At 71.6% G+C, this 22,676-nt stretch carries 22 protein-coding genes and 1 pseudogene; 13 read left to right on the forward strand and 10 right to left on the reverse strand.

All coding sequences use genetic code 11. The annotated features are described in order from the left end of the window. Window positions 1-165: 165 nt before the first annotated feature. The 3 genes from ACFSOX_RS17365 to ACFSOX_RS17375 all read right to left on the reverse strand — a co-directional run bounded on the left by ACFSOX_RS17365 (window position 166) and on the right by ACFSOX_RS17375 (window position 2,206). Window positions 166-846 (reverse strand): response regulator, encoded by a 681-nt coding sequence (locus ACFSOX_RS17365; RefSeq protein WP_378479079.1) that lies wholly within the window; start codon window positions 844-846, stop codon window positions 166-168. 212 nt (window positions 847-1,058) lie between these two features. Then, the gene (locus ACFSOX_RS17370) at window positions 1,059-1,520 is read right to left on the reverse strand and encodes a secondary thiamine-phosphate synthase enzyme YjbQ (protein WP_378479080.1); all 462 of its coding nucleotides are present in this window, start codon (window positions 1,518-1,520) and stop codon (window positions 1,059-1,061) included. A gap of 209 nt (window positions 1,521-1,729) precedes the next feature. Next, a complete protein-coding gene (locus ACFSOX_RS17375) occupies window positions 1,730-2,206 on the reverse strand; it encodes a hypothetical protein (protein WP_378479081.1) in 477 nt (158 codons plus the stop codon). Window positions 2,207-2,499: 293 nt separating this feature from the next. Between ACFSOX_RS17375 and ACFSOX_RS17380 the strand changes: the two genes are divergently transcribed. From ACFSOX_RS17380 to ACFSOX_RS17400, 5 genes and pseudogenes are all read left to right on the forward strand, one after another. After that, window positions 2,500-2,868: an AtpZ/AtpI family protein gene (locus ACFSOX_RS17380; RefSeq protein ID WP_378479082.1), complete on the forward strand. Its 369-nt coding sequence runs from the start codon at window positions 2,500-2,502 to the stop codon at window positions 2,866-2,868. Window positions 2,869-2,955: 87 nt separating this feature from the next. Next, on the forward strand, window positions 2,956-3,708 hold the full coding sequence (locus ACFSOX_RS17385) for a F0F1 ATP synthase subunit A (protein ID WP_378479083.1): 753 nt from the start codon (window positions 2,956-2,958) through the stop codon (window positions 3,706-3,708). 76 nt (window positions 3,709-3,784) lie between these two features. Next, window positions 3,785-4,012: a F0F1 ATP synthase subunit C gene (locus ACFSOX_RS17390; RefSeq protein ID WP_111360051.1), complete on the forward strand. Its 228-nt coding sequence runs from the start codon at window positions 3,785-3,787 to the stop codon at window positions 4,010-4,012. A gap of 212 nt (window positions 4,013-4,224) precedes the next feature. Beyond that, a pseudogene (locus ACFSOX_RS17395) lies at window positions 4,225-4,776 on the forward strand (F0F1 ATP synthase subunit B); the annotation flags it as partial. Between the two features lie 11 nt (window positions 4,777-4,787). Beyond that, complete coding sequence (locus tag ACFSOX_RS17400) at window positions 4,788-5,273, forward strand: F0F1 ATP synthase subunit B family protein (protein ID WP_378479084.1); 486 nt, start codon at window positions 4,788-4,790, stop codon at window positions 5,271-5,273. 264 nt (window positions 5,274-5,537) lie between these two features. Here ACFSOX_RS17400 and ACFSOX_RS17405 read toward each other — a convergent pair whose 3' ends face one another. From ACFSOX_RS17405 to thrC, 4 genes are all read right to left on the reverse strand, one after another. Then, complete coding sequence (locus ACFSOX_RS17405) at window positions 5,538-6,248, reverse strand: hypothetical protein (protein WP_378479085.1); 711 nt, start codon at window positions 6,246-6,248, stop codon at window positions 5,538-5,540. A gap of 162 nt (window positions 6,249-6,410) precedes the next feature. Further along, on the reverse strand, window positions 6,411-6,998 hold the full coding sequence (locus ACFSOX_RS17410; protein WP_378479086.1) for a GNAT family N-acetyltransferase: 588 nt from the start codon (window positions 6,996-6,998) through the stop codon (window positions 6,411-6,413). 55 nt (window positions 6,999-7,053) lie between these two features. After that, window positions 7,054-8,322 carry a M16 family metallopeptidase gene (locus ACFSOX_RS17415; RefSeq protein WP_378479087.1) on the reverse strand — a complete coding sequence of 423 codons (1,269 nt, stop codon included), beginning with the start codon at window positions 8,320-8,322 and terminating at the stop codon, window positions 7,054-7,056. Further along, a complete protein-coding gene (thrC, locus tag ACFSOX_RS17420; protein ID WP_378479088.1) occupies window positions 8,319-9,740 on the reverse strand; it encodes a threonine synthase in 1,422 nt (473 codons plus the stop codon). The genes ACFSOX_RS17415 and thrC overlap by 4 nt, the downstream gene beginning before the upstream one ends. 231 nt (window positions 9,741-9,971) lie before the next feature. On the opposite strand from thrC, the gene addB reads away from it, so the two are divergent. The 7 genes from addB to ACFSOX_RS17455 all read left to right on the forward strand — a co-directional run bounded on the left by addB (window position 9,972) and on the right by ACFSOX_RS17455 (window position 18,860). After that, window positions 9,972-13,160: a double-strand break repair protein AddB gene (gene addB / locus ACFSOX_RS17425; protein WP_378479089.1), complete on the forward strand. Its 3,189-nt coding sequence runs from the start codon at window positions 9,972-9,974 to the stop codon at window positions 13,158-13,160. 42 nt (window positions 13,161-13,202) lie between these two features. Next, window positions 13,203-13,397: a type II toxin-antitoxin system HicA family toxin gene (locus tag ACFSOX_RS17430; protein WP_378479090.1), complete on the forward strand. Its 195-nt coding sequence runs from the start codon at window positions 13,203-13,205 to the stop codon at window positions 13,395-13,397. Next, window positions 13,398-13,604 carry a type II toxin-antitoxin system HicB family antitoxin gene (locus tag ACFSOX_RS17435; protein ID WP_378479091.1) on the forward strand — a complete coding sequence of 69 codons (207 nt, stop codon included), beginning with the start codon at window positions 13,398-13,400 and terminating at the stop codon, window positions 13,602-13,604. It abuts the gene before it with no gap. A gap of 211 nt (window positions 13,605-13,815) precedes the next feature. Continuing rightward, complete coding sequence (gene addA, locus ACFSOX_RS17440) at window positions 13,816-17,316, forward strand: double-strand break repair helicase AddA (RefSeq protein ID WP_378479092.1); 3,501 nt, start codon at window positions 13,816-13,818, stop codon at window positions 17,314-17,316. 58 nt (window positions 17,317-17,374) lie between these two features. Further along, window positions 17,375-17,695: a thioredoxin gene (gene trxA, locus ACFSOX_RS17445; protein ID WP_111357809.1), complete on the forward strand. Its 321-nt coding sequence runs from the start codon at window positions 17,375-17,377 to the stop codon at window positions 17,693-17,695. Window positions 17,696-17,899: 204 nt separating this feature from the next. Beyond that, a complete protein-coding gene (idi, locus tag ACFSOX_RS17450; RefSeq protein ID WP_378479093.1) occupies window positions 17,900-18,475 on the forward strand; it encodes an isopentenyl-diphosphate Delta-isomerase in 576 nt (191 codons plus the stop codon). A gap of 58 nt (window positions 18,476-18,533) precedes the next feature. Next, window positions 18,534-18,860 (forward strand): cupin domain-containing protein, encoded by a 327-nt coding sequence (locus tag ACFSOX_RS17455; RefSeq protein WP_378479094.1) that lies wholly within the window; start codon window positions 18,534-18,536, stop codon window positions 18,858-18,860. Window positions 18,861-18,947: 87 nt separating this feature from the next. Here the strand turns inward: ACFSOX_RS17455 and ACFSOX_RS17460 are convergent, their stop codons facing one another. From ACFSOX_RS17460 to ACFSOX_RS17470, 3 genes are all read right to left on the reverse strand, one after another. Further along, window positions 18,948-19,613, reverse strand: a complete 666-nt coding sequence (locus ACFSOX_RS17460; protein ID WP_378479095.1) for a polysaccharide biosynthesis/export family protein — start codon at window positions 19,611-19,613, stop codon at window positions 18,948-18,950. 301 nt (window positions 19,614-19,914) lie between these two features. Next, window positions 19,915-20,574, reverse strand: a complete 660-nt coding sequence (gene msrA / locus ACFSOX_RS17465) for a peptide-methionine (S)-S-oxide reductase MsrA (protein ID WP_378479096.1) — start codon at window positions 20,572-20,574, stop codon at window positions 19,915-19,917. A 169-nt stretch (window positions 20,575-20,743) separates the two neighbouring features. Further along, window positions 20,744-21,061 (reverse strand): hypothetical protein, encoded by a 318-nt coding sequence (locus tag ACFSOX_RS17470; protein WP_378479097.1) that lies wholly within the window; start codon window positions 21,059-21,061, stop codon window positions 20,744-20,746. 258 nt (window positions 21,062-21,319) lie between these two features. Here ACFSOX_RS17470 and rpsT point away from each other — a divergent pair, with 258 nt between their 5' ends. Continuing rightward, window positions 21,320-21,583 (forward strand): 30S ribosomal protein S20, encoded by a 264-nt coding sequence (gene rpsT / locus ACFSOX_RS17475; protein WP_378479098.1) that lies wholly within the window; start codon window positions 21,320-21,322, stop codon window positions 21,581-21,583. Window positions 21,584-22,676: the final 1,093 nt, after the last annotated feature.

Below are 22,676 nucleotides of genomic sequence, written 5' to 3' on the forward strand. Positions count from 1 at the left end.
TGCCGCCCCGAGTCAATCCGTCGCAACAAGATCTGTGCATGCCGTAGCGCTGCGCCGGGAGAGATCGACATTCGCGCGTCCAGCGCGGCTCCAGCGTACCCCCCAAGGGGCGAGAGGGCGGGCTGCGGCTCGCGGCTGCGGCCGCGCTCGACAGCTACGGCTCCCTCAATGCTGCGCGGCGGCCGTGGCCGGGGGCCACTGGCCGATCTCGATCTTGGAGGCGGCGATGACGGCCTGGGTGCGGCTCTCGACGCCGAGCTTCTGCAGGATGGCCGAGACATGCGCCTTGACGGTCGCCTCCGACACCGACAGCTCGTAGGCGATCTGCTTGTTGAGCAGCCCCTCCGACAGCATCATCAGGACGCGCACCTGCTGCGGCGTCAGCGTCGCGAAGCGGGCGAGCGCCGCCGAGGCCTCGGGATCGGCGCTCGAGTCGAGGTCGATGTCGGGCGGCGTCCACAGGCCGCCCTGCAGCACCGCCGTGATGCCCTGGCGCATGACGTCGACGCCGAGTGTCTTGGGGATGTAGCCGGCGGCGCCGAAATCCATGCAGCGGCGGATCACGCCCGGGTCGTCGGTCGCCGAGACGACGACGACCGGCACGCTCGGATACTGGGCGCGCAGATAGAGGAGCCCGGAGAAGCCGCGCACCCCGGGCATCGCGAGATCGAGCAGAATCAGGTCGACGTCGCCGCCGCGATCGAGGATCTCGGAAATCTGCTCGAACGACCCGGCCTCGGCGATCTCGACCTTCTCGAACAGGCCCGCGACCGCCTCGCGCATGGCGCCCCGGAAGAGCGGATGGTCGTCGGCGATCACCAGCCGGTAGAACGTGATGTCACTCAAGTCGAATCCTGCCCCTTGATTCGGGCGTGTCGTGCGCGGCGCGACCGGTGCGTCCGGCCCGCGGCCTCCGCCCGCCACCGCCATCATAGGACAAATGCACGCACCACCCAATCGGGGCTTGTGCCGATCGTCAAGCCAAATTGACGTCGCCGATTTCCGTCGCGCCGGTCCCGGCGCCGCGGTCTCGCCCGGACGCCGCGGACCGCGCCGGCTCAGATCGTCTCGCCCAGAAATTGCAGCACGATCTCGCGCCGGTGCGGCCGCGCCCGGTGCTCGGCGAGATAGATGCCCTGCCAGGTGCCCAGGGCGAGGCGACCGCCGACCACCGGGACGGCGAGCGAGACGCCGGTCAGCAGCGTCTTCACGTGCGCCGGCATGTCGTCCGGCCCCTCGGCGTCGTGCACCCAGCCGGCATTGCGCGGCGCCAGCCGATCGAGCGCCGTGACGAGGTCGGTGCGCACGTCCGGGTCGGCGTTCTCCTGGATGGTCAGCGAGGCCGAGGTGTGGCGCACGAACAGGAGGAGCATGCCGTGGCGGCCGCCCGCCGCCTCGACGAAGCGCCGCGCTTCGTCGGTGACGTCGACGAAGCCCTCGCCCTTGGTCGCAACCGTCAGGGTGGCGGCGGCGACCGTCGCCATCGGCGCGGTGCGCACCGGGCTCAGCGTTCCGGGCATTGCATCTCCCCTCCTCGTTCCGAAGCGTCTCGCGTCCCGAGCGGTTTGCAGACGTCGTCATCCCGGGGCGCGGACCGCAGGTCCGCGAGCCCGGGATCCATACGCCGTGCGATAGTGGCTCACGACGGACAGGGGTTATGGATCCCGGGCTCGGCGCTGACGCGCCGCCCCGGGACGACGGAGCAATCGTGCAAAGTCCTCGTCCCACATCACGTCTTGCCGAGGTCGCGCTGCAGGCTTGTCATCATCTCGATCAGCCGACGCCAGGCGCGCTCGACGAAGTTGAGCGCGCGGTCGAGCTCGGTGTCGACGCTGCCGGGCGCGGCATCGGACGGCGGCGCCGCCGGTGGCTTGACCCCGGAGGGCAACGGCACACCGCGGTCGAGCAGCGCCTTCTTCAGGGCGACGTTCTCGGTCTGCAGCCGGATGATCTCGCTCTCGAAGGCGGCGCGGTCGTCGGGCACCGCCTGGCAGGCCCAGCCGGCCGACCGCAGGCTGCACAGCGACACCTGGCCGGTGCGCAGGTCGAGCCGGGCGAAGCCCTCCTCGGTGCGGTGGTAGCTGAAGCGCGCGGCGTCGGCGTCGGTGGTCGGCGGGGCCGGCGGGCTCTGGGCCTGGGCGGTCGTCACGAGGAAGACCGTCACGGACGCGGCCAGCGCGACCGCCGCCAGGGTGTGTCGAATCATCGGGGATCCTCTCCGGTCCAGGGCGGCCGGCGGCCGAGCCGCCGCCGGCCGCCCGCATGCTCGCTTTCAGCTTAACGCCGATCGCGGCGAATCGGCACCCGTGGCAGCGCCTGCGCGCGGCCTTCGCCCGACGCCGGATTCACCGCTCGGAACAAGGGGCTTAGCGGCTTCGCTGCAGCGCCCACAACGAGCCGTGGAATTCTTGACTCGCCGAAACGCGGTCAGTATGGTCCGCGCGGCTTTGGCGGGGGGGTGGACGTCCGACCGGACGTCGTTGCGCGGGAGGCGACAGCATGGCCCCGAACGCGCGCGACAAGGACGACCGCCCGGCCGAGGAAGCCGATCTTTCCGCGAGGCTCCAGCGTCTCGGCGAACAGCTCGACCGGCAACGGCCGAGTGCCCCGTCGAGTGATGCGTCGGCACCGCGATCGAGCACGCGCTACGCGGGGTTCGCCCGCGGCTTTCGCCTCTCGTCCGAGCTGGTGGCGGGTGTGCTGGTCGGGGCCGTGATCGGCTGGTCGCTCGACCATTGGCTCGGGATCGCGCCGTGGGGAATGATCGTGTTTCTGCTGGTCGGCTTCGCGGCCGGCGTGCTCAACGTGATGCGCGCCGCCGGCGTGGTGCCGGAACAGGGTACGGGCCGACACGACGGCCGTCCGTGACGCCCTCGGGCGACGGTCGGGCCGACGACATGCCCGCCGGAGACGCTCCGGTCGGGCGGGCAACAGTGGAAGGGGATCCGAGAGGTCATGGCTGATCCGATTCATCAGTTCGAGATCGTCAACATCGCTCCCCTCGTGAAGCTCGGTGCGACCGAGATCCAGCTCACCAACTCGGCCGTGTTCATGATGGCCGCGGTCGCCGTCACGGCCTTCCTGATGGTCGGCACCACGGCGGGCCGCCAGCTCGTGCCCGGGCGGCTGCAGTCGATGGCCGAGGTGACCTACGAGTTCGTCGCCGACATGATCAGGTCGACGGCCGGCGAGGAGGGCATGCGCTTCTTCCCGCTGGTGTTCTCGCTGTTCACCTTCATCCTCTTCGCCAACGTCATCGGCATCATCCCCTACACCTTCACGGTGACGAGCCACATCGTCGTCACGGCGACGCTGGCGCTCGTCGTCTTCTTCACCGTCATCGGCTACGGCCTCTATGCGCACGGGCTCAAGTTCTTCCGCCTGTTCGTGCCGCACGGCATTCCGGGCTACATCCTGCCCTTCGTGGTGCTGATCGAGATCGTGTCGTTCCTGTCGCGCCCCATCTCCCACAGCGTGCGTCTGTTCGCCAACATGCTGGCCGGCCACATCACGCTGAAGGTGTTCGCCGGCTTCGTCGCGGGGCTCGGCGGCGCGCTCGGCGCGATCGGCTGGATCGGCGGCATCCTGCCGCTCACCATGGTGACGGCGCTGACCGCGCTCGAGCTCCTGGTCGCGTTCCTGCAGGCCTACGTGTTCACGCTGCTCACCTGCATCTATCTGAGCGACGCCCTTCATCCGGGCCACTGACCCTTTCACGATCCACGACCATCCCGATCCACGACCCTCTCGATCCTCAGTCCAGCACGAAAAAAGGAGCTTCCACATGGATCCGATCGCCGCGAAGTACATCGGCGCCGGCATCGCCTGCATCGGCATGGGTGGCGCCGCGCTCGGCGTCGGCCAGATCTTCGGCAGCTATCTCTCCGCCGCGCTGCGCAATCCGTCCGCCGCCCAGGGCCAGTTCGGCAACCTGATCTTCGGCTTCGCCATCACGGAAGCGCTCGGCATCTTCTCGCTGCTGATCGCGCTCCTGCTGCTGTTCGCCGTCTGAGCGACGGCCGGCCGTGGCGCGCGGACGCCCGGCGTCCGCGCGACACGCTGTGTCGCGACCTCGCGTCGCGACCTCTCGCGCGGCGTGATCGTTCCTCGCGTGAACGTCACTCGCGCGAACGTCACTCGCGCGAGTGACGTTGTCACGCGACGCGCCGACGTTCCGACAGTTCCGGTTCCGACAGTTCCGACTTCGACAGTCTCGACAAGGAGGGGCCGATGGCCCAGCCCACCCACGCGACGACGGAGCACGCTCCGGCCTCCGGGCACGGCGGCGGCTTTCCGCCCTTCAAGGCGGAGACCTACGCGTCCCAGCTGTTCTGGCTCGCGCTCTGCTTCGTCGTGCTCTACGTGATGGTGGCCAAGGTGGCGCTGCCCCGGATGGCCGGCATCCTGGCCGACCGGCGCGCCCGCATCGACGGCGACCTCGCCCAGGCGGTCCGCCTGAAGGGCGACGCCGACAAGGCGGTGGCGGCCTACGAGAAGGCGCTCGCCGACGCCCGCACCAACGCGCACACGATCGCCACCGAGACGCGCGAGCGGCTCGCCCGCGAGTCGGAGGCGCACCGCAAGGCGGTCGAGGCCGAGCTCGCCGACAAGCTCGCCGCCGCCGAGACGTCGATCGCCGCCGCCAAGACCCAGGCGATGACCAACGTCCGCGGCATCGCGGTCGACGCCGCCCACGCGATCGTGACCCAGCTGATCGGCAAGGAGCCGAGCGCCGACGCGACCGCCGCCGCGGTCGATCGCGCGCTGGCGCGCTGAGGACGCCCGAGATGATCTACGAAGCCGAATTCTGGGTGGCCGTCGCCTTCGTGCTGCTCGTCCTCGCGCTGCTCAAGCTCGGGGCCCACAAGACCGTGACGGGCGCGCTCGACGACCGCGGCCGCCGCGTCCAGGCCGAGCTCGACGAGGCGCGCAAGCTGCGCGCCGAGGCCGAGGCGCTGCTCGCCGAGTATCAGCGCCGCCGCCAGGAGGCCGAGCGCGAGGCCGCCGAGATCGTCGCCAACGCCAAGGCCGAGGGCGAGCGCCTGCAGGCCGAGGGCAAGGCGAAGGTCGAGGAGTTCGTCGCCCGCCGCACCAGGATGGCGGAGACCAAGATCGCCCAGGCCGAGGCCCAGGCGATCGCCGAGGTGAAGAGCGCCGCCGCCGACGCCGCGGTCGCCGCCGCCGAGGCGCTGCTGACCGACACGGTCAAGGGCAAGCTCGCCGCCCAGCTCGTCAGCGACGGCATCAAGGGCCTGGCCGCCAAGCTGAACTGAGCCGACGGCGCACCGACCGATCCGAACGAGACGCCCGCGGACTCCGCGGGCGTTTTCGTTTGAACTGGTGCCGGCATGTCCGGGGGGGGGAGGGGGGGGGACGACCGAGACGACAGGTTCTCCCCGTCACCCCGAGGTGCCCGGCGACGCCGGGCCTCGAAGGGCGACGGCCGGCACGGGGGCCGCCTCCTTCGAGGCTCGCTGCGCGAGCCGCTCAGGACGACGGGCCGAGGTACGGCGGCGGCAACGCGCCTCGCCCCTCCCCTATCCCCGCGGCTTGCGGGCGGGCTTGCGCTCGGCGGGCAGGCCCTGCGGGTCGAAGCCGACATAGATGACGTACTTGTCGAGGTCGGCCTGCGACGGCACCGGGACGGCGAGATCCTCGGACACGTGCGTGAACGGCACGTTGGGCTGGCCGGGCGGCAGGGTCACGGGCAGGATGTAGAGCTTCGACCAGATCGTCTTCGGCTCGATCCCCTCGCGCACCAGCGCGTAGCGCAGCGGGATCTGGGTCTCGCCCGGAGCGCCGGCCGGACCGAGGATCAGCCGTCCCTGCACGCCGATCTTGATCGACAGTGTGCCGGCATTGACGGCGCACTGGCGCGCCGTTCGCCCGAAGCTCGCCTGGTAGCGCAGGCCGAGCGCCTGGTCGGAGCCGGGCGCGTTCATCTGCAGGGTCGAGGCGCCCTGGCGGATGTCGACGGACGGGCAGTCCACCTCGAGGGCCGACAGGGTCGATGCGCCGCCCGTCTGGCCGGCCTCGGCGGTCCCGCCGGCCGCCGCCTTGGCTTCGGAGCCCGAGCCGAACAGGCTGCGGAAGCGGTCGGCGAAGCCGGGCGAGCCGGACTTCTCGCTCGGCGCCGGCTGGCCGCTGAAGAACTCGTCGGTCGACGAGCAGGCCCCGATCGTCGCCGCGAGCAACAGCGCGGCCGTCAGGCCGGTGGCCCGGCGCGCCGCGACGCGCGATCGAATCACGCCGTGCGTCGTCGGACCCCGTCCCGTCTCGATCCCGTGTCGCTCAGCCATGATGTCCCCGTACGCTCGTTCCTGCGCCTCGCCCCGCGCCCTTGTCGATCCGAACCGTGGCGGACCCGTGGCACCGCCGGTCCGGCACGGAAACGGCCGGTCCGCCATGCGTCAGCGCGGCGGGTCGTCCTTCAGGCGGGCATAGAGCAGGTGGTCCTGCCACAATCCGTTGATGCAGAGATACTGCCGCGCGTAGCCCTCGCGCGCGAAGCCGCACGATTCGAGGAGCCGCATCGACGGCGTGTTGGTCGGGATGCAGGCCGCCTCCAGCCGGTGCAGCCGCAGCGCCGCGAAGGCGTAGGGGGCGAGCGCCCGCACCGCCTCGGTCATGAAACCGCGCCGGGCATAGGGCTCGCCCATCCAGTAGCCGATGCTGCCCGCCTGGGCGACGCCGCGCCGGACATTGGCGAGGGTCAGCCCGCCGACCAGCGCCCGATCGGCGCTGCGGAAGATGAAATAGGCGTAGGCCTGGTCGGTCCGCTGGTCCTCGGCGTAGCGCTTGAGCCGACGGCGGAAGGCACCGCGGGTGAGATCGTCCATCGGCCAGGTCGGCTCCCACGGCGTCAGGAAGCCGCGGCTGCGCTCGCGCAGCGCCGCCCATTCCTCGAAATCGGACATCTGGGGCGGCCGCAGCACCACCCCCTTGCCCTCGATCGTGCCCGCCGGCTCGGCGAGACTGACGGTGCGGAAGAACGCCATGGTCCGGGTCGCGGTGTCCGGCCGGCGACGGGGGACCGGCGAAGCGCCGGCGCCGTCACGCAGCCTTCAAGGCGAGACTTTCGGCGATCGCCGCGGCCGATTCAAGCCCGCCGGGCCCGAGCGCGGCGACGGCCGGGCGCGAGCGGGCGAGCAGCGCGCGGCCGGCGGCCCGCGCGCTGTCCACCGTCACGGCGTCGACCCGCGCGACGATCTCCTCCACGGTCATCACCCGGTCGTGGATGATCATCTGGCGGGCGAGCTGCTCGGCGCGCGCGCCCGAGCTCTCCAGCGCCATCAAGAGGCCGGACTTCATCTGGGCCTTGGCGCGGGCGACCTCGGCCTCGGTGAGCCCGTAGGCGGCCGCCTCCATCTCGGCGACGACGACCCGCATCAGCTCCTTGGCGTCGGCCGCGTCGGTGCCGGCATAGAGGCCGAACAGGCCCGTGTCGGCATAGGGCGAGTGGAAGCAGTAGATCGAGTAGCACAGGCCGCGGGTCTCGCGGACCTCCTGGAACAGCCGCGACGACATCCCGCCGCCGAGCACGTTGGTGAACACCTGGAGGCTGTAGAGGGTCGGGTCGCGCTGCGGCACGCCCTCCAGCGCCAGTGCCAGATGGGCCTGCTCGAGGTCGCGCGCCTCGACATGCACGCCGCCGTGGAAGCGCGCCGGCTCCGGCCGCCCCGGCGACGGGCCGGCGAAGCCGCCGAACAGTCGCTCGACCTTGTCGAGCACCACCTGATGGTTCACGGCGCCGGCCGCCGCGACCACGGTGCCGGGGCCCCGATAGTTGCGGCCGAGGTAGTCGCGCAGCATCGCGGCGTCGATCGCGCGCACCGTGTCCGGGGTGCCGAGGATCGAGCGGCCGACCGGCTGGCCCGCATAGGCGGTCGCCTGCAGATAGTCGAACACCAAGTCGTCGGGCGTGTCCTCGAGGGCGCCGATCTCCTGGATGATGACGTTCTTCTCGCGGACGATCTCGTTGTCGTCGAAGCGGGGATTGGAGAGGATGTCGGCCAGCACCTCGAGCGCCAGCGGGACGTCGTCGCGCAGCATGCGGGCGTAATAGGCCGTCACCTCGACGCCGGTCGCGGCGTTGAGATCGCCGCCGACCGCCTCGATCTCCTCGGCGATCCGGCGCGCCGTGCGGGTCGACGTGCCCTTGAACGCCATGTGCTCGAGGAAGTGCGAGATGCCGTGCTCGTTCGGGCGCTCGTGGCGGCTGCCGCAGTTGACCCAGACACCGAGGGACGCGGTCTCGAGATGCGGCATGTCGTCGGTGACGACGATCAGGCCGGACGGAAGACGCGACACCTCGACGGTCATGCGGCTGCTCCTGCGTCCGCGCTCGCCGCGCGGCTGTGACTGAGAATGTGGCGGGCGACGGCGGCCTGATCGGCCGGCAGAACGGTCGCGTGCTCGCACCGGCCGGGAAGATCGGCGAGCCAGTCCGGCAGCCCCGGGCGGATGCCGCAGGCCGCCTCGACCGCGTCCGGGAACTTGGCCGGATGGGCCGTGGAGAGCACCACCATCGGCACCGACCGGTCGCGCGGCTCCTTCTCGGCGACCGCCATGGCGACCGCGGTGTGCGGATCGAGCAGATAGCCGGCCTCGCGCCGCACCGTGCGGATGGTCGCGGCGACCTCCTCCTCGGCGGCGCGGTCGGCGGCGAACAGGGTCCGCATCGCCCCGAGCGAGCGGGCCGGGATCGAGAAGCTCTGCGTCTTCGACAACGATACCATCGCGACGCGCACCGCCCGCGCGTCGCGCTCGCACGCCTCGAACAGCAGCCGCTCGAAGTTCGACGACACCTGGATGTCCATCGACGGCGACGTGGTCGCCACCACGTCGCGCACCTGATAGGTGCCGGTCGCGAGCGTGCGGGCCAGGATGTCGTTGACGTTGGTCGCGACCAGGAGCTTGTCGACCGGCAGGCCCATGCGGGCCGCCACATAGCCGGAGAACACGTCGCCGAAATTGCCGGTCGGCACCGTGAACGCCACCTTCCGGTGCGGCGCGCCCAGCGCCGCGGCGGCGACGAAATAATAGACCACCTGCGCGACCAGACGGGCGAAGTTGATCGAGTTGACGCCGGAGAGCCGCACCCGGTCGCGGAACGGGTGGTCGTTGAACAGGCCCTTCACGATCGCCTGGCAGTCGTCGAACGTGCCCTCGATGGCGAGCGCGTGGACGTTGTCGGCGCCGGCCGTGGTCATCATCCGGCGCTGCACGTCGGAGACACGGCCCTGCGGGAACAGCACGAAGAGATCCGCCTGGGCCGAGCCGCGGAACGCCTCGACGGCGGCGCCGCCGGTGTCGCCCGAGGTCGCGACCACGATGGTCGAGCGCTCGCCGCGCGCCGCGAGCGCATGGTCCATCAGGCGCGACAGCACCTGCATGGCCAGATCCTTGAAGGCGAGCGTCGGCCCGTGGAAGAGCTCCAGCACGAAGGTCGCCGGTGCGACCTGTACGAGCGGCACGACGGCCGGGTGGCGGAACGTGTCGTAGGCCTCGCGCGCCATGCGGGAGAGGTCGGCGGCCGTGAGCGTGTCGCCGACGAACGGCGCCACCACCGCGGTGAAGACCTCCGCATAGGGGCGACCGGCGAAGCCGGCGATGGTCGCGGCGTCGAGCCCGGGCCATGTCTCGGGAACGTAGAGGCCGCCGTCGCGGGCGAGGCCGGCGAGGGTGACGTCCATGAAGCCGAGCGGCGGCGCCTCGCCGCGGGTGGAGATGTACTGCACGTGTCCTCACTGCCTCGAGGGGACGGCGCGCGTCCGGCGCGCCGCAATCCCCCGCCGGGGCCGGCAGATGTGCCGGCCGATCATGACCAAATCTCTGGAAAGCCTACCGTTCCGGGACTGGTGCCGACCCTTCGGCCGGCGACCCGGCACACTAGTCGGAACCGCGGGGGCGCACAAGAAAGGCAATCGCTCCCCCGCATTGCTGCGGACGAATCCGGTTAAGCTCCGGCTATGCCCAGCTCCGCCATCCCTCCCGCGCCCCGCGTCTACACCATCCCGGCCGCCGTGCCGTTCCTGCCCACCCTGGCGGCGGCCCTCCTGGAGGGGCGGCTGGTGCCCGGCGTCTCGGCCGCCGACCCGCTGGCGCTCGCCGGGGTGACCCTCTATCTGCCGACCCGGCGGGCCTGCCGGACCGCCCGGGACGTCGTCTTCGAGGCAATGGGGCGCGACGGCGCCGTGCTGCCCCGTATCGTCGCGCTCGGCGACATCGACGAGGACGAGCTGGCCTTTTCGGCCGCCTCCGGCCTCGCGCCGGAGGCGGCCGGCGCCGACGGCGGCGCCCTGCCGGAGCCCCTCGACCTGCCGCCCGCCTTGCCCGGCCTGTCGCGCCGGCTGCTGCTCGCCCGCCTGGTGCTCGCCTGGGCCAAGACCCTGCGCCGGAAGACCGCCGACCAAGCGCCCATCGTGGTCGACACCCCGGCGGCGGCGCTCGCCATGGCGGATCAGCTCGCCCGGCTGATCGACGACATGACCACCCGGGGCGTCCCGTGGACGGCGCTCGACACCCTGGTTCCGGAGGAGCACGACCGCTACTGGGGCCTCACCCTGAAATTCCTGGCCGTCGCCCGCGAGACGTGGCCGGCGGTGCTGGCCGAGCGGCGGACGATCGAGCCGGCCGCCCGCCGCGACCTGCTGATCGCCGCCGAGGCGGCCCGCGTCGCGGCGCGTGCCGACCGGCCGGTGATCGTCGCCGGCTCGACCGGCTCGATGCCGGCGACGGCCCGCTTCATCGCCACGGTGGCGCGGCTGCCGCACGGCGCCGTGGTGCTGCCGGGCCTCGACACGGTGCTCGACGACGCCTCGTGGGCGGCCATCGACGGCATCGCGGACGGCTCCGGCCTGGCTCCGGAGCCGGAGTGCGGCCATCCGCAATTCGCCCTGCACGGCCTGCTGGCCGGCATGGGGCTGACCCGCGCCGACGTGGTGCCGCTCGGCACCCCGCCCCGGCACGACCGCGCCGTGCTGCTCTCCGAGGCGCTGCGGCCGGCCCCGACCACGCATCTGTGGCAGCAGCGCCTCGCCCGCGCGGACGTCACCGGCGCGCTGCGCGACGGCCTGCCGGGTCTCGCCGTGATCGAGGCGGCGAACGCCGAGGAGGAGGCGCTCGCCATCGCCGTGGTGCTGCGCGAGGCGCTCGACCAGCCCGGGCGCACGGCGGCGCTCGCCACCCCGGACCGGGCGCTGGCGCGACGAGTCGCCGCCGCGCTCGGGCGCTGGGGCGTGACCGTGTCGGACACCGGCGGCCAGCCGCTCGCCGACGCCCCGGCCGGGGTGTTCGCGCGGCTCGCCGCCGAGACCGCGCTGGGCGAGGTCGCGCCGGTGCCGTTGCTGGCGCTGCTGAAGCACCCGCTCGCCCGGCTCGGCCGCGACGCGGCCGAGCATGCGCGCGCCGTCGCGGCGCTGGAGCGGGCGGTGCTGCGCGGACCGCGGCCGCGTCCCGGCACGGCCGGCCTCGCCCACGCGCTGGCGACCATCGCGACCGAGGTGGCGAGGCTGCAGGCCGGGGACACGTCCGCCCTCCATCCGGCCGACCCGCGGGCCCGGTTGCGCCCGCACGAGCTCGCGGCCGCGACCCGGCTCGTCGAGCGATTGACGGCGGCACTGGCGCCGCTCGAAAAGCTCGACCACCGAAAGCCGCAGGCGCTGGCCGCGCTCGCCGCCGCGCATCGGGCCGTGATCGAGGCGCTGTCCGACGACGGCGCCGACGGGATCGTCGCGTTCGCCGGGCCGGACGGTGGCGCGCTCGCCGACGTCTTCGACACGCTCGCCGAGGAGGCGGCGGCCGAGACGTTTCCGGTGGCGACCGAGGACTATGCCGAGCTGTTCCGCACCGCCGTCGCCGACCGCGTGGTGCGGCCGCCACCGGCGCCGGGCGCCCGCCTGCACATCCTCGGCCTGCTCGAGGCGCGGCTCGTGACGGTCGACCGCATGGTGCTGGGCGGGCTCGCCGAAGGCGTGTGGCCGCCGGCCGCGGCGAGCGACCCGTGGCTCAGCCGCGGCATGCGCCACGCGCTCGGCCTCGACCTGCCGGAGCGCCGCATCGGCCTCTCGGCGCACGACTTCGCCCAGCTCGCCGGCTCCGCCCCCGAGGTGGTGATGACGCGGCCCGGCAAGATCGGCGGCGCGCCGGTCGCGGCGTCGCGCTTCTTGCAACGGCTCGCCGCCGTCGCCGGGCCGGCGTGGAAGGACGTCGTGAAGCGGGGCGAGGCTTATCTCGATCTCGCGCGAAAACTCGATCGGCCGGACGGGCCGCCGAAGCGCGTCGGAAGGCCGGAGCCGAAGCCGCCGCGCGACGTGCGCCCCGTGTCGCTGTCGGTCACCGAGATCGAGCACTGGCTGCGCGATCCCTACACGATCTACGCGAAGCACATTCTGCGGCTGTCGCCGCTCGACCCGGTGGATCTGCCGCCCGGCGCCAAGGACCGCGGCATCGCCATCCATGCCGCCATCGGCACGTTCTGCGAGCGTTACGCCACCGCGTTGCCCGACGACCCGCTCGCGGTCCTTCTCGAGATCGGCCGACAGGAATTCGAGAAGCTCGACGACACGCCGGAGGCGCGGGCCTTCTGGTGGCCGCGCTTCACCGAGATCGCCCGCTGGTTCGTGCGGTTCGAGCGCGAGCGGCGCGCCGACGGCACGGTCGTGAGCGCCGAGATCACGGGCGCGCTCGACATCCCGCTCGGCGAGGGCCGCACCTTCCGGCTGCGCGCCCGCGCCGACCGCATCGAGCGCCATCCGGACGGCTCCTTCGCCATCCTCGACTTCAAGACCGGCGCGCCGCCGTCGTCGAAGCAGGTGCGGCTCGGCCTCTCGCCGCAGCTGACGCTGGAAGGCGCGATTCTTCGCGGGGGCGGCTTCGACGGGCTGCCCCCCGGCGAAGGACTCGCCGAGATCGCCTATGTGCGCCTCACCGGCGGCGATCCGGCCGGCGAGTGCTGCCCGGTCGATCTCGAGACGCAGTCGCCGGACGCCGCCGCCGAAGCAGCACTCGGCAAGCTGATCGGCCTCGTGAAGAAGTTCGACGACCCGGAGACGCCTTACCGCTCGCTGGTGCTCTCGATGTGGAAGAGCCGCTACGGCACCTACGACGACCTCGCCCGCGTCAAGGAGTGGTCGACCGGAGAGGGAGGCGGGGAGTGAGCCGCGTTCGATTTGGGGCTATGATGGCCGCGCGAGGTCGCCGTGACTGTCAGGGAACTCATCAGGCTGATCGAGCGGGACGGCTGGTATCTGGTCACGACCCGAGGCAGCCATCGGCAATTCAAGCAACCGACCAAGCTCGGCCGGGTCACCATTGCCGGCCACCCGGCGGACGACGTCGCTCCCGGAACACTGAACAGCGTGGCGAAGCAGGCCGGGCTCAAGGAGAAGCCGTGAATGCGCTACGCGGTCGTGATCGAGAAGGCGAACGAGACCTATTCGGCTTACGTCCCGGACCTGCCCGGCTGCATCGCGACCGGAGCGACGGTCAAGGAGGTCGAGACGAACATCCGGGAGGCCATCCGTTTCCACATCGAAGGGCTCGAAGAGGACGGGCTTCCGGTTCCGCAACCGACGAGCCTCGCGGAATACGTGGAGGCGTGAGGCCGAGCGCCGCATGTCCTTCTCCCCGCGCGCGGGGTTGCGCTCTCGCGCGACAAGAAGGTGGCTCGCCGCGTAGCGGCGAGTCGGATGAGGGGGCGCCGCCGTATCCACGAGACGCCCCCTCACCCGACATCCGCGCTGGGCGCGCGAATGTCGACCTCTCCCCGCACGCGGGGAGAGGTGACGCTAACGCGCTGCGAGAGATCGACGGATGAGCCGCCCGAAAACCATCCCGGTCGATGTCACGACCGTGCAGGCCGAGGCGGCGGATCCGACCGCCTCGGTGTTCGTGTCGGCCAATGCCGGCTCGGGCAAGACGCACGTGCTGGCGCAGCGGGTGATCCGGCTGCTGCTCGCCGGCGTCGATCCGGCGAAGATCCTCTGCATCACCTTCACCAAGGCGGCGGCCGCCAACATGGCGGACCGCGTGTTCGGCCAGCTCGCCGGCTGGATCTCGCTCGACGATGCCGCGCTGGACGAGAAGCTGAAGAACCTCGGCGTGACGTCCATCACGTCCCGCGATCGCGAGCAGGCGCGAAAACTGTTCGCGGCGGCGCTCGACACGCCGGGCGGCCTGAAGGTGGAGACCATCCACGCCTTCTGCACGCGGCTTCTGCAACGCTTCCCGTTCGAGGCCGGCGTGCCGGCGCATTTCTCGGTGCTGGACGACCGCGCCACCGACGAGCTTCTCGACCGCTCGACCATGGCGGTGCTGCTCGACGCGACCGCGTCGCCGAACAGCGCGACCGGCCGCGCGCTCACCTCGGCGCTCGCCGCCGCGGCGGACCAGACGCTGCGCGATCTCGTCCGCGAGGCGGTGTTCCGCCGTCACGCCCTGACCGCCTGGATCGACGCGCATGGCGGCGTGCAGGGCGCGTTGGAGAACCTGTCGGTGTCGCTCGGGGTCACGAGCGACGACACCGTCGAGGCGATCGACGCGGCGATCGTCGACGGGCCGATCCTGCCGGCCCCCGAGTGGGCCGCGGTCGCGGCCGTCTGCAAGGGCGGCACGGCGAACGACCAGAAGCAGTGCGCCCGCCTCACGGCCGCCGCGGCGGCGCGTGGGGCCGAGCAGATCGAGGCCTATCTCGACGTCTTCCTCACCGGCAAGCGCGAGCGGCGGAAATCGCTCGTCACGTCCGGCATCGCCAAGAAGCATCCGGCGCTCGCCGAGCGGCTCGCCGCCGAGCAGGAGCGCGTCGTCGCGCTGGTGGCGCGGCGCGACGCCGTCGCGGCGCGCGACCGCACCGCGGCGCTGGTGACGCTCGCGGCCGCCGTGATCGCCCGCTATGTCGCCGAGAAGAACCGCCGCGGTTTTCTCGACTACGACGACCTGATCGACCGCACCCTGGCGCTGCTGCAGCAGACCGCACCCGGCTGGGTGCACTACAAGCTCGACCGCGCCATCGATCACGTGCTGATCGACGAGGCGCAGGACACGAGCCCGAAGCAGTGGGAGATCATCCGCCTGCTGGTCGCCGAGTTCACGGCCGGGGCCGGGGCGCGGCCGGTCCGCCGCACCGTCTTCGCGGTCGGCGACGAGAAGCAGTCGATCTTCTCGTTCCAGGGCGCCGTGCCGAAGGAGTTCGCCCGCATGCGGCGGCACTTCGAGACCGCCCACAAGGCCGCGGGCCTGACCTTCCACCGGCGCGACTTCAAGGTGTCGTTCCGCTCGGGCGCCAACATCCTCGGCGCCGTCGACGCGGTGTTCGCGGCGCCCGAGATGTTCGCCAGCATCACGTCCGACGCGGACGGGATTCCGCCCCACGTCGCGCTGCCCGATGCGGCGCCCGGCATCGTCGAGGTCTGGCCGCTGACGCCGGCCGATCCGCGCGAGGAGATGGAGGGCTGGGCGGCGCCGTTCGACGAGACGATCGAGACGAGCCCGCAGGTGAAGCTCGCCCGAAAGATCGCGCAGACGATCCGCGATCTGATCGAGACCGGCGCGCCGGCCGGTCACGAGAACCGGCCGCTGCGGGCCGGCGACGTGCTGGTGCTGGTGCGCCAGCGCGGGGCCATGTTCGAGGCGATCATCCGGGCGCTCGGCGAGGCGCGGGTGCCGGTCGCCGGCGCCGACCGGCTGACGCTGACCGAGCACGTCGCCGTCGTCGACCTGATGGCGCTCGCCGACGCGATCCTGCTGCCGGCCGACGACCTCGCGCTCGCCATCGCGCTGAAGAGCCCGCTGTTCGGCCTGGACGACGAGATGCTGTTCCGCCTCGCCCACGGCCGGCGCGGCACGCTGCACGCGGCGCTGATGGCGGCGGCCGACGATCCCGTCATCGCCGCCGCGGCGGCGGCGTTCGCGCGCTGTGCCGAGGCGGCAAAGCGTTGCGGGCCGTTCGACTTCTTCGCCTGGCTGCTCGGCCCGGAAGGCGGACGAAAGAAATTCCTGGCGCGGCTCGGGCAGGAGGCGAACGACGCGCTCGACGAGTTCCTGGCGCTCGCCCTCGACTACGAGCGGCGCGAGACGCCGTCGCTGCAGGGCTTCGTCGCCTGGCTGCGCGCCGCCGAGAGCGAGATCAAGCGCGACATGGAGATCCGCCGCGACGAGGTGCGGGTGATGACCGTGCACGGCGCCAAGGGCCTCGAGGCGCCGCTGGTGTTCCTGGCCGACACGACACAGCCGCCGGCCGGCCCGCGGCCGCCGCGGCTTCTCGTGCTGCCGACCGAACACCTCGCCCCCGGCACCCCCGGCGCGCCGGTGTGGGCCGGCCGCAAAGAGCAGGATCCGCCGGCGCTGGCCGCGGCGCGCGCGAACGCCGCCCGCGAGGCGGAGGACGAGTACCGGAGACTTCTCTACGTGGCGATGACGCGCGCCGCCCATCGCCTGATCGTCTGCGGCTGCGCCGGCGCCAAGAGGCCGCCGGCCGGCTGCTGGCACGAGCTGATCACGACGCAGCTCACCGGCCGGCCGGGCGTGACGGAGGAGACGCTCGACGGCCACGAGGCGCCGGTGCGGGTCTATCGCAAGGTGGCGGCCGAGCCCCTGCCCGAGCCGCCCGCGCCGGCGGCCGAGGTCGGGTCGGCACCGGCGTCCCCGGAGCCGGACTGGCTGCGCCGGGTCGTCGCCGCCGACATGGCGGCGCCCGCTCCGGTGTCGCCGTCGCGCGCCCTCGACCAGGACGGGCCCGCCGTCCCGCGTCGCGTCGCCGGCACCGAGACGGCCCGCAAGGCGGCGATGCTGCGCGGCAGCCTCGCCCATCGGCTGCTCCAGACGCTGCCCGAGATCGCCGCCGAGACACGCCCCGCGACGGCCCGCGCCGGGCTGGCCCGAAACGCCGACGCCCTGCCCGAGGCCGTCCGCGAGGCGCTGCTCGCCGAGACGCTGGCGATCCTCGACGACGTTCGCTTCGCCGCTCTGTTCGCACCGGGCAGCCGCGCCGAAGTGCCGATCCTCGGTCGCCTCGCCCGGTCCGACGGGCCGCCGCTCCTCGTCTCGGGCCAGGTCGACCGCCTCGCCGTCACGGCGGACGCCGTCCTGATCGCCGACTTCAAGACGAATCGCTCCGCCCCGCGGACGCTCGCCGAGATCCCGCAAGACTACGTGACGCAACTCGCGCTTTATGCCGCGGTGCTCGGCCGGCTGTGGCCCGGGCGGCGCGTCTCCACCGCGCTGGTGTGGACCGAAACGCCGGACCTGATGGAGATTCCGGCCGACGCGCGGGCCGCCGCCCTGGCCCGGCTCGGGATCGCCCCGGCGGCGCCTTGACGCACCCGGGGTGCATTCATACGTTCAGGCCCGATCATCGAACCCCGCGAGGTATGGCATGGGCGTGACCAAGGTTTCCGACCAGGACTTCGAGACCGAGGTGCTGAAGTCGGACAAGCCGGTCGTTGTGGACTTCTGGGCCGAATGGTGCGGCCCCTGCCGCATGATCGCCCCGGCCCTCGAGGAGATCGCCGGCTCGCTCGACGGCAAGGTGAAGATCGTCAAGCTCAACGTCGACGAGAATCCCAAGGTCGCGGCGCAGTACAACATCATGTCGATCCCGACCCTGATGCTGTTCAAGAACGGCGAATTGTCCTCGCGTCAGGTCGGCGCCGCGCCCAAGGCCAAGCTCGAGCAGTGGATCACGGCCGCGGTCTGACCGCAGCCGCCGCGCCGTGACGGCCGCGGTCGGTCCCCCGAACCGCCCTTTCCTCGGCGACACCCCTGACGGCCGGCGCGCGCGCCGGCCGTTCGACTTCGAGGGTGCGGCCCGGGGTTGTCGCCCCGCCCCCCTCGCCTATACTGCCGCCGAGCACACGGCGCCGCGCGCGGCCGTCACGCACTGCAGCACGAGAGATCCAGCATGCCGGTCGATGCGATCGCCGACCCGACGACCGAGGACGCGGCCGAGGAGCAGATCATCCTGGTCGACGCCGACGACCGGCCGCTCGGCGTCGCCGGCAAGACCGAGGTGCATCGCCGCGGCCTGCCGCATCGCGCCATCTCGGTGCTGGTCCGCAACGGCCGCGGCGAGATCCTGATCCAGCGCCGCAACCCGGCCAAGTACCACTCGGGCGGCCTGTGGGCGAACACCTGCTGCAGCCATCCGCGACCGGGCGAGTCGACGCTCGATGCGGCGCTGCGCCGGCTGCCCGAGGAGATGGGCTTCGCCTGCGCGCTGGCCCCGATCTTCAAGACGCACTACCGCGCGACGCTGTCCAACGGCTTCATCGAGGACGAGCTGGTGCACGCCTTCGGCGGCACCTTCGACGGCACCGTCGCGCCGGCGCCGGACGAGGTGAGCGAATACGCCTGGGTGCCGTTCGAGACGCTGTACGCCGACCAGAAGGCGCATCCCGAGCGCTACGCGGTGTGGTTCCGGCACTACCTGAACCAGCATCACGACGACATCGCCGCCTGGCTCGCCCGCGCTGCCTGACCGCACGGCGTCACACCGCTGCGGACCGGGGCGACCGACCGGGAGCGAAGAGGCCGGCATGATCACCAACGGCAACCTGTTCGCCGGCAGCGCGGCCCGCCGCGCCGAGGAGGTGATCGCGACCTTGCTCGCGACGCCCGATCTGAAGATCGAGCGCATCGTCTCGCACGGCCAGGCGAGCCCGCCGGGTTTCTGGTACGATCAGGCCTGGGCCGAATGGGTGGTGCTGCTCAGCGGGTCCGCGACCTTGCGGTTCGAGAAGGAGACCGCGGCACGGGAGCTGCGGCCCGGCGACTTCCTGCACATCCCGGCCCACGCCCGTCATCGCGTCGAGGCGACCGATCCGGAGCACGCCACCGTGTGGCTCGCCGTGCATCACCGGTGAGACCGGAGGCCGAAGCGTCATCACGGCTCGAAGAGCCGTCGGTGGTCGTGCTCGATCGGCCGGGGCCAAGCGTGTCCGCTTGCCGCGTCAGAACCACCGCTCGGACACCACGACGGTGTCTCCCGGACGCACCGGCGTGAGCATCGGGCCCTTGAGGCGCACCGGCCCCTGCGGGGTCGGGCGGGTGATCTCGATCTCGGTGCGATAGGCGCGCGGCGTGAAGCCGCCGGCGATCGCCACGGCGGTCTCGGCCGTGAGATGCGCGACGAACGGATACTGGCCCGGGAACGCCACCTCGCCGAGGATGAAGAACGGCCGATAGGCCTCGACCTCGACCGCGACATGTGGCTCGCGGATGAAGCCGTCGCGCAGCCGCCCGGCGATCACCTTGGCGAGATCCGACGTGGTGCGGCCGCGCGCCGAGACGCCGCCGATGAGCGGCAGCGTGATGCGTCCGGCGGCATCGACCGCGTAGGTGTTGGTGAGCCCGTCCTGGCCGTAGACCACGACGCGCAGCCGGTCGCCGGCATCGAGCGTGTAGGGTGGATCGGGATCGTCGGCCCGGACCAGCGCGGCGGCGACCGCGGGCGACGGCCCCGGAATGGAACCGGTGGCGTCGGGGCCGCCATAGACGACGGCGTCGATCGACGGCGGCGGCGGCGGGGCGCCCGGCAGCGCGAAGCGCGGCATCGTCACGCAGCCGGAGACGGCCAGGGCGGCGAGGATCACGACGAGGGTGCGAACGTGCCGCATGGGAATCCGGACTGCGCTGAACTCTACTGTCCGGATTAACACCCCATTATCGTTAACAAAGCCTCACCGGACGGGGGGTTCTCGGCCGCTGCACGCCAGGGTTCGGTCGCTCCGGCACAGGGTGCGACGGCGCCGCCACGGTCCGCTGTTTCGGCGCGTTGCCGCAGGCCGGGCTGCAGCGCGGCTGACAGGAATGGGGACAAGAAAAAGGCGGCCGGGCCTTGTCCGGCCGCCTCGTGATCACGACGCATGCCGGAGTCGGAACACCGCCGCCGCGCGGCTCACGCCGCCGGCACGCGGCTCACGCCGCCGGCACGCCGGCGCCGACCGGGCAGCTCACGCCGGTGCCGCCGAGCCCGCAATAGCCGGCCGGATTCTTGGCGAGGTACTGCTGGTGATAGTCCTCGGCGAAATAGAACGGCGGCGCGTCGACGATCTCGGTGGTGATCGCCCCGTAGCCGCGCGCCGACAGCGCCTTCTGGTAGGCGTCGCGCGATGCCTCCGCGGCGACGCGCTGCGCCGGCGACGTCACGTAGAGTCCCGAGCGATACTGGGTGCCGACGTCGTTGCCCTGCCGCATCCCCTGCGTCGGGTCGTGGCTCTCCCAGAACGTCTGCAACAGGCGCTCGTAGGAGATCGTCTCCGGGTCGAAGACGACCAGCACCACCTCGTTGTGGCCGGTGCGGCCGGAGCACACCTCCTCGTAGGTCGGGTTCGGCGTGCCGCCGCCGGCATAGCCGACCGCGGTGACGTGAACGCCGTCGCCGAGCTGCCAGAACTTCCGCTCGGCCCCCCAGAAGCAGCCGAGCCCGAAGATCGCCGTCTCGAGCCCGTCCGGATACGGCCCCTGCAGGGCGCGGCCGTTGACGAAGTGGTGCGAGGCGGTCGGGATCGGCCGGTCGCGCCCGGGCAGCATCTCGCTTTCGGACGGCATCTCGGCCTTCTTGCGAAACAGGAACATCGGGGGTCTCCTTTTCCGGCGCGCCGCGATCTCGGCGACCGGGCGGCCGCGCCGAGGCGAGATATGGGGCGCCGGACCGCGCGGCGCAGGCGGCGAAGCGGCGGCCGCCGATCACATCTCCATCAGGTGGGAACCGGCAGGCCTTCCGCGGCGCTCCGCGCGGGCCGGTTCAGCGCCGGGCGTAGCCGATCAGCGGCTTCTTCTTGCGGCCGAGCAGCACGAGAATCATGCCGACGACGCCGAGCACCAGCCAGGTCGGCGAGGTGAGCACCTTCAGCATGGCCGGATCCCACAGCCAGGGCGAGTGCCGCTCCATGATCGGCTGCAGGGCCTGCAGGCTGCCGGCATGGATGTCGTTCCAGGTCTCGCCGAACGGCTTGATCAGCACCACCCCGGCGGCGATCGACCGGGTTCCGTCGTAGACCAGGAAGATGAAGGCGGCGGCCAGGATCCACAGGCCGACGAAGCGAAAGGCGAAGCGAATCATCGGGAAAGGCCGCGCTCGGAGGGGTGTGCGGAAATCATAGCGTGCGCCGCAAACTTCCGACAGAGGGCCGTTGACGCCGACCGGGCGCACACTTATAAGCGTCGCTCACCCGGCGGCGCGAACGCGCCGCGGCAGATTTTGTGCGCCCCTTGCGAGCGCGGCGCCGGACCGGGCCACCCCGGGCCGCCCCACGGCAAGACAGACGACGACAGACACTGAGACCGAGATGTTCGGTCACAACGGACGGACACCGCCACGATGGCCAATACGACTTCCGCCAAGAAGGCCACCCGCAAGATCGCGCGTCGCACCGAGGTGAACAAGGCGCGACGCTCGCGCATGCGCACCTTCGTCCGCAAGGTCGAGGAGGCGCTGGCGAGTGGCGACAAGGCGGCGGCCACGGCGGCCCTGCAGGCGGCCGAGCCGGTGCTGATGCGGGCGGCGCAGAAGGGCGTGGTCCACAAGCGCAGCGCCAGCCGCAAGGTGGCGCGCCTCACCCATGCCGTGACCAAGCTCGCCTGATCGCGACCGCGGTCGTCCCTCTCTTCGGGTTGTGAAAAGGCCGGGCTCGTCCCGGCCTTTTGTCGTTCCGGGCCTCGTTGTTCCGGGCTTCGTCGTTCCGACCCGCGTGGCTTCGGGTCGCGGGTATCGCGACCGTGGCCGTGACCGTCGCCGCCGGATCAGGACCGGGTCGCACCGTTGCGCGCAGGCATTCGCGCGACGCATCTCCGCCCTCGGCCCCGCGAACGCTTGTTTTGCTCTGAGAAACATGACGCGAAACCGTGACTATGCTGTCGTCGTCCCCGTTCATTTGCGACGGCCGAGTGCCACGGCACGGTCGATTCCTTGCGAAGAACCGCGAGATTCGCTGCTGCTTCGGGGCAACACCGTTGCTTTACTGCAACGATTGCACGAATCCATTAAGCACGATCCCGCTCTTAAGTAGTTTCCCGTATTCCACGTGAGCAACGAGTTCACCTGAGCGGCGCCCCACCGGTGCGCAGGTTACCCACCTCCGGCGCGCACAAAATTCGACGCCTTAACAGAGCGTTAACATCAAAGCCGAGGCGACCGGTCGGCATTGCTGTCCGGGCTGCCGCACGGCGCCGCCGGCGCTCGCCTCCCAGGGGCGGTGTGGTTAACCCACCCGGTTTGTCACAGCACGATGAAATTCAACGCCCGGACAAGCGGTTGCCGTTTGCAAGAAGATTCGTCGTGCAGGCCGGTGTAACCCGACGCTGCATTGCCGCCGAGCCGCCCCATCCAGGGCATTGCGGGCCGGGGGGCCCCTGTGTATTGGTGATGGACAGGCTCCGCCGCTCGGCGGGCTCCGAAGAAGAGGTCGAGATCGTGAGTCACCGGCGCGACGTTCACACCGAAAGGCGTAGTTTAAAGTAACAATGTGAACGTGCCGAGGGCTCGTACGGCGTATCGACCCTGTCTCTTGTACACGAAACAAACGGGACTGTTCGACGTCCGCTGAAGTAATACTTCAGCGGGTGATCGGGAATTCTGTGGCTTCGAGGCCGAACTACAGACTTTAAGTCCAGGGGCGAACATGACTAAAATGTGGCACATTCGTTTCGGCGCCCGGTCGGTGCCGAATGGTTCCGCA

Source organism: Rhodoplanes azumiensis, assembly GCF_042682915.1.
Classification (GTDB): domain Bacteria; phylum Pseudomonadota; class Alphaproteobacteria; order Rhizobiales; family Xanthobacteraceae; genus Rhodoplanes; species Rhodoplanes azumiensis.

Excerpts from the sequence above, each read along its gene's own strand:
- ACFSOX_RS17390 (WP_111360051.1), top strand. The coding sequence starts at position 3,785 with ATGGATCCGATCGCCGCGAAGTACATCGGCGCCGGCATCGCCTGCATC.
- idi (WP_378479093.1), top strand. The coding sequence starts at position 17,900 with ATGCCGGTCGATGCGATCGCCGACCCGACGACCGAGGACGCGGCCGAG.
- rpsT (WP_378479098.1), top strand. The coding sequence starts at position 21,320 with ATGGCCAATACGACTTCCGCCAAGAAGGCCACCCGCAAGATCGCGCGT.
- ACFSOX_RS17415 (WP_378479087.1), bottom strand. The coding sequence starts at position 8,322 with ATGACCGTCGAGGTGTCGCGTCTTCCGTCCGGCCTGATCGTCGTCACC.
- ACFSOX_RS17380 (WP_378479082.1), top strand. The coding sequence starts at position 2,500 with ATGGCCCCGAACGCGCGCGACAAGGACGACCGCCCGGCCGAGGAAGCC.
- ACFSOX_RS17435 (WP_378479091.1), top strand. The coding sequence starts at position 13,398 with ATGCGCTACGCGGTCGTGATCGAGAAGGCGAACGAGACCTATTCGGCT.
- ACFSOX_RS17370 (WP_378479080.1), bottom strand. The coding sequence starts at position 1,520 with ATGCCCGGAACGCTGAGCCCGGTGCGCACCGCGCCGATGGCGACGGTC.
- ACFSOX_RS17410 (WP_378479086.1), bottom strand. The coding sequence starts at position 6,998 with ATGGCGTTCTTCCGCACCGTCAGTCTCGCCGAGCCGGCGGGCACGATC.
- ACFSOX_RS17460 (WP_378479095.1), bottom strand. The coding sequence starts at position 19,613 with ATGCGGCACGTTCGCACCCTCGTCGTGATCCTCGCCGCCCTGGCCGTC.
- trxA (WP_111357809.1), top strand. The coding sequence starts at position 17,375 with ATGGGCGTGACCAAGGTTTCCGACCAGGACTTCGAGACCGAGGTGCTG.
- ACFSOX_RS17375 (WP_378479081.1), bottom strand. The coding sequence starts at position 2,206 with ATGATTCGACACACCCTGGCGGCGGTCGCGCTGGCCGCGTCCGTGACG.
- addA (WP_378479092.1), top strand. The coding sequence starts at position 13,816 with ATGAGCCGCCCGAAAACCATCCCGGTCGATGTCACGACCGTGCAGGCC.
- ACFSOX_RS17455 (WP_378479094.1), top strand. The coding sequence starts at position 18,534 with ATGATCACCAACGGCAACCTGTTCGCCGGCAGCGCGGCCCGCCGCGCC.
- ACFSOX_RS17470 (WP_378479097.1), bottom strand. The coding sequence starts at position 21,061 with ATGATTCGCTTCGCCTTTCGCTTCGTCGGCCTGTGGATCCTGGCCGCC.
- ACFSOX_RS17385 (WP_378479083.1), top strand. The coding sequence starts at position 2,956 with ATGGCTGATCCGATTCATCAGTTCGAGATCGTCAACATCGCTCCCCTC.
- ACFSOX_RS17400 (WP_378479084.1), top strand. The coding sequence starts at position 4,788 with ATGATCTACGAAGCCGAATTCTGGGTGGCCGTCGCCTTCGTGCTGCTC.
- msrA (WP_378479096.1), bottom strand. The coding sequence starts at position 20,574 with ATGTTCCTGTTTCGCAAGAAGGCCGAGATGCCGTCCGAAAGCGAGATG.
- addB (WP_378479089.1), top strand. The coding sequence starts at position 9,972 with ATGCCCAGCTCCGCCATCCCTCCCGCGCCCCGCGTCTACACCATCCCG.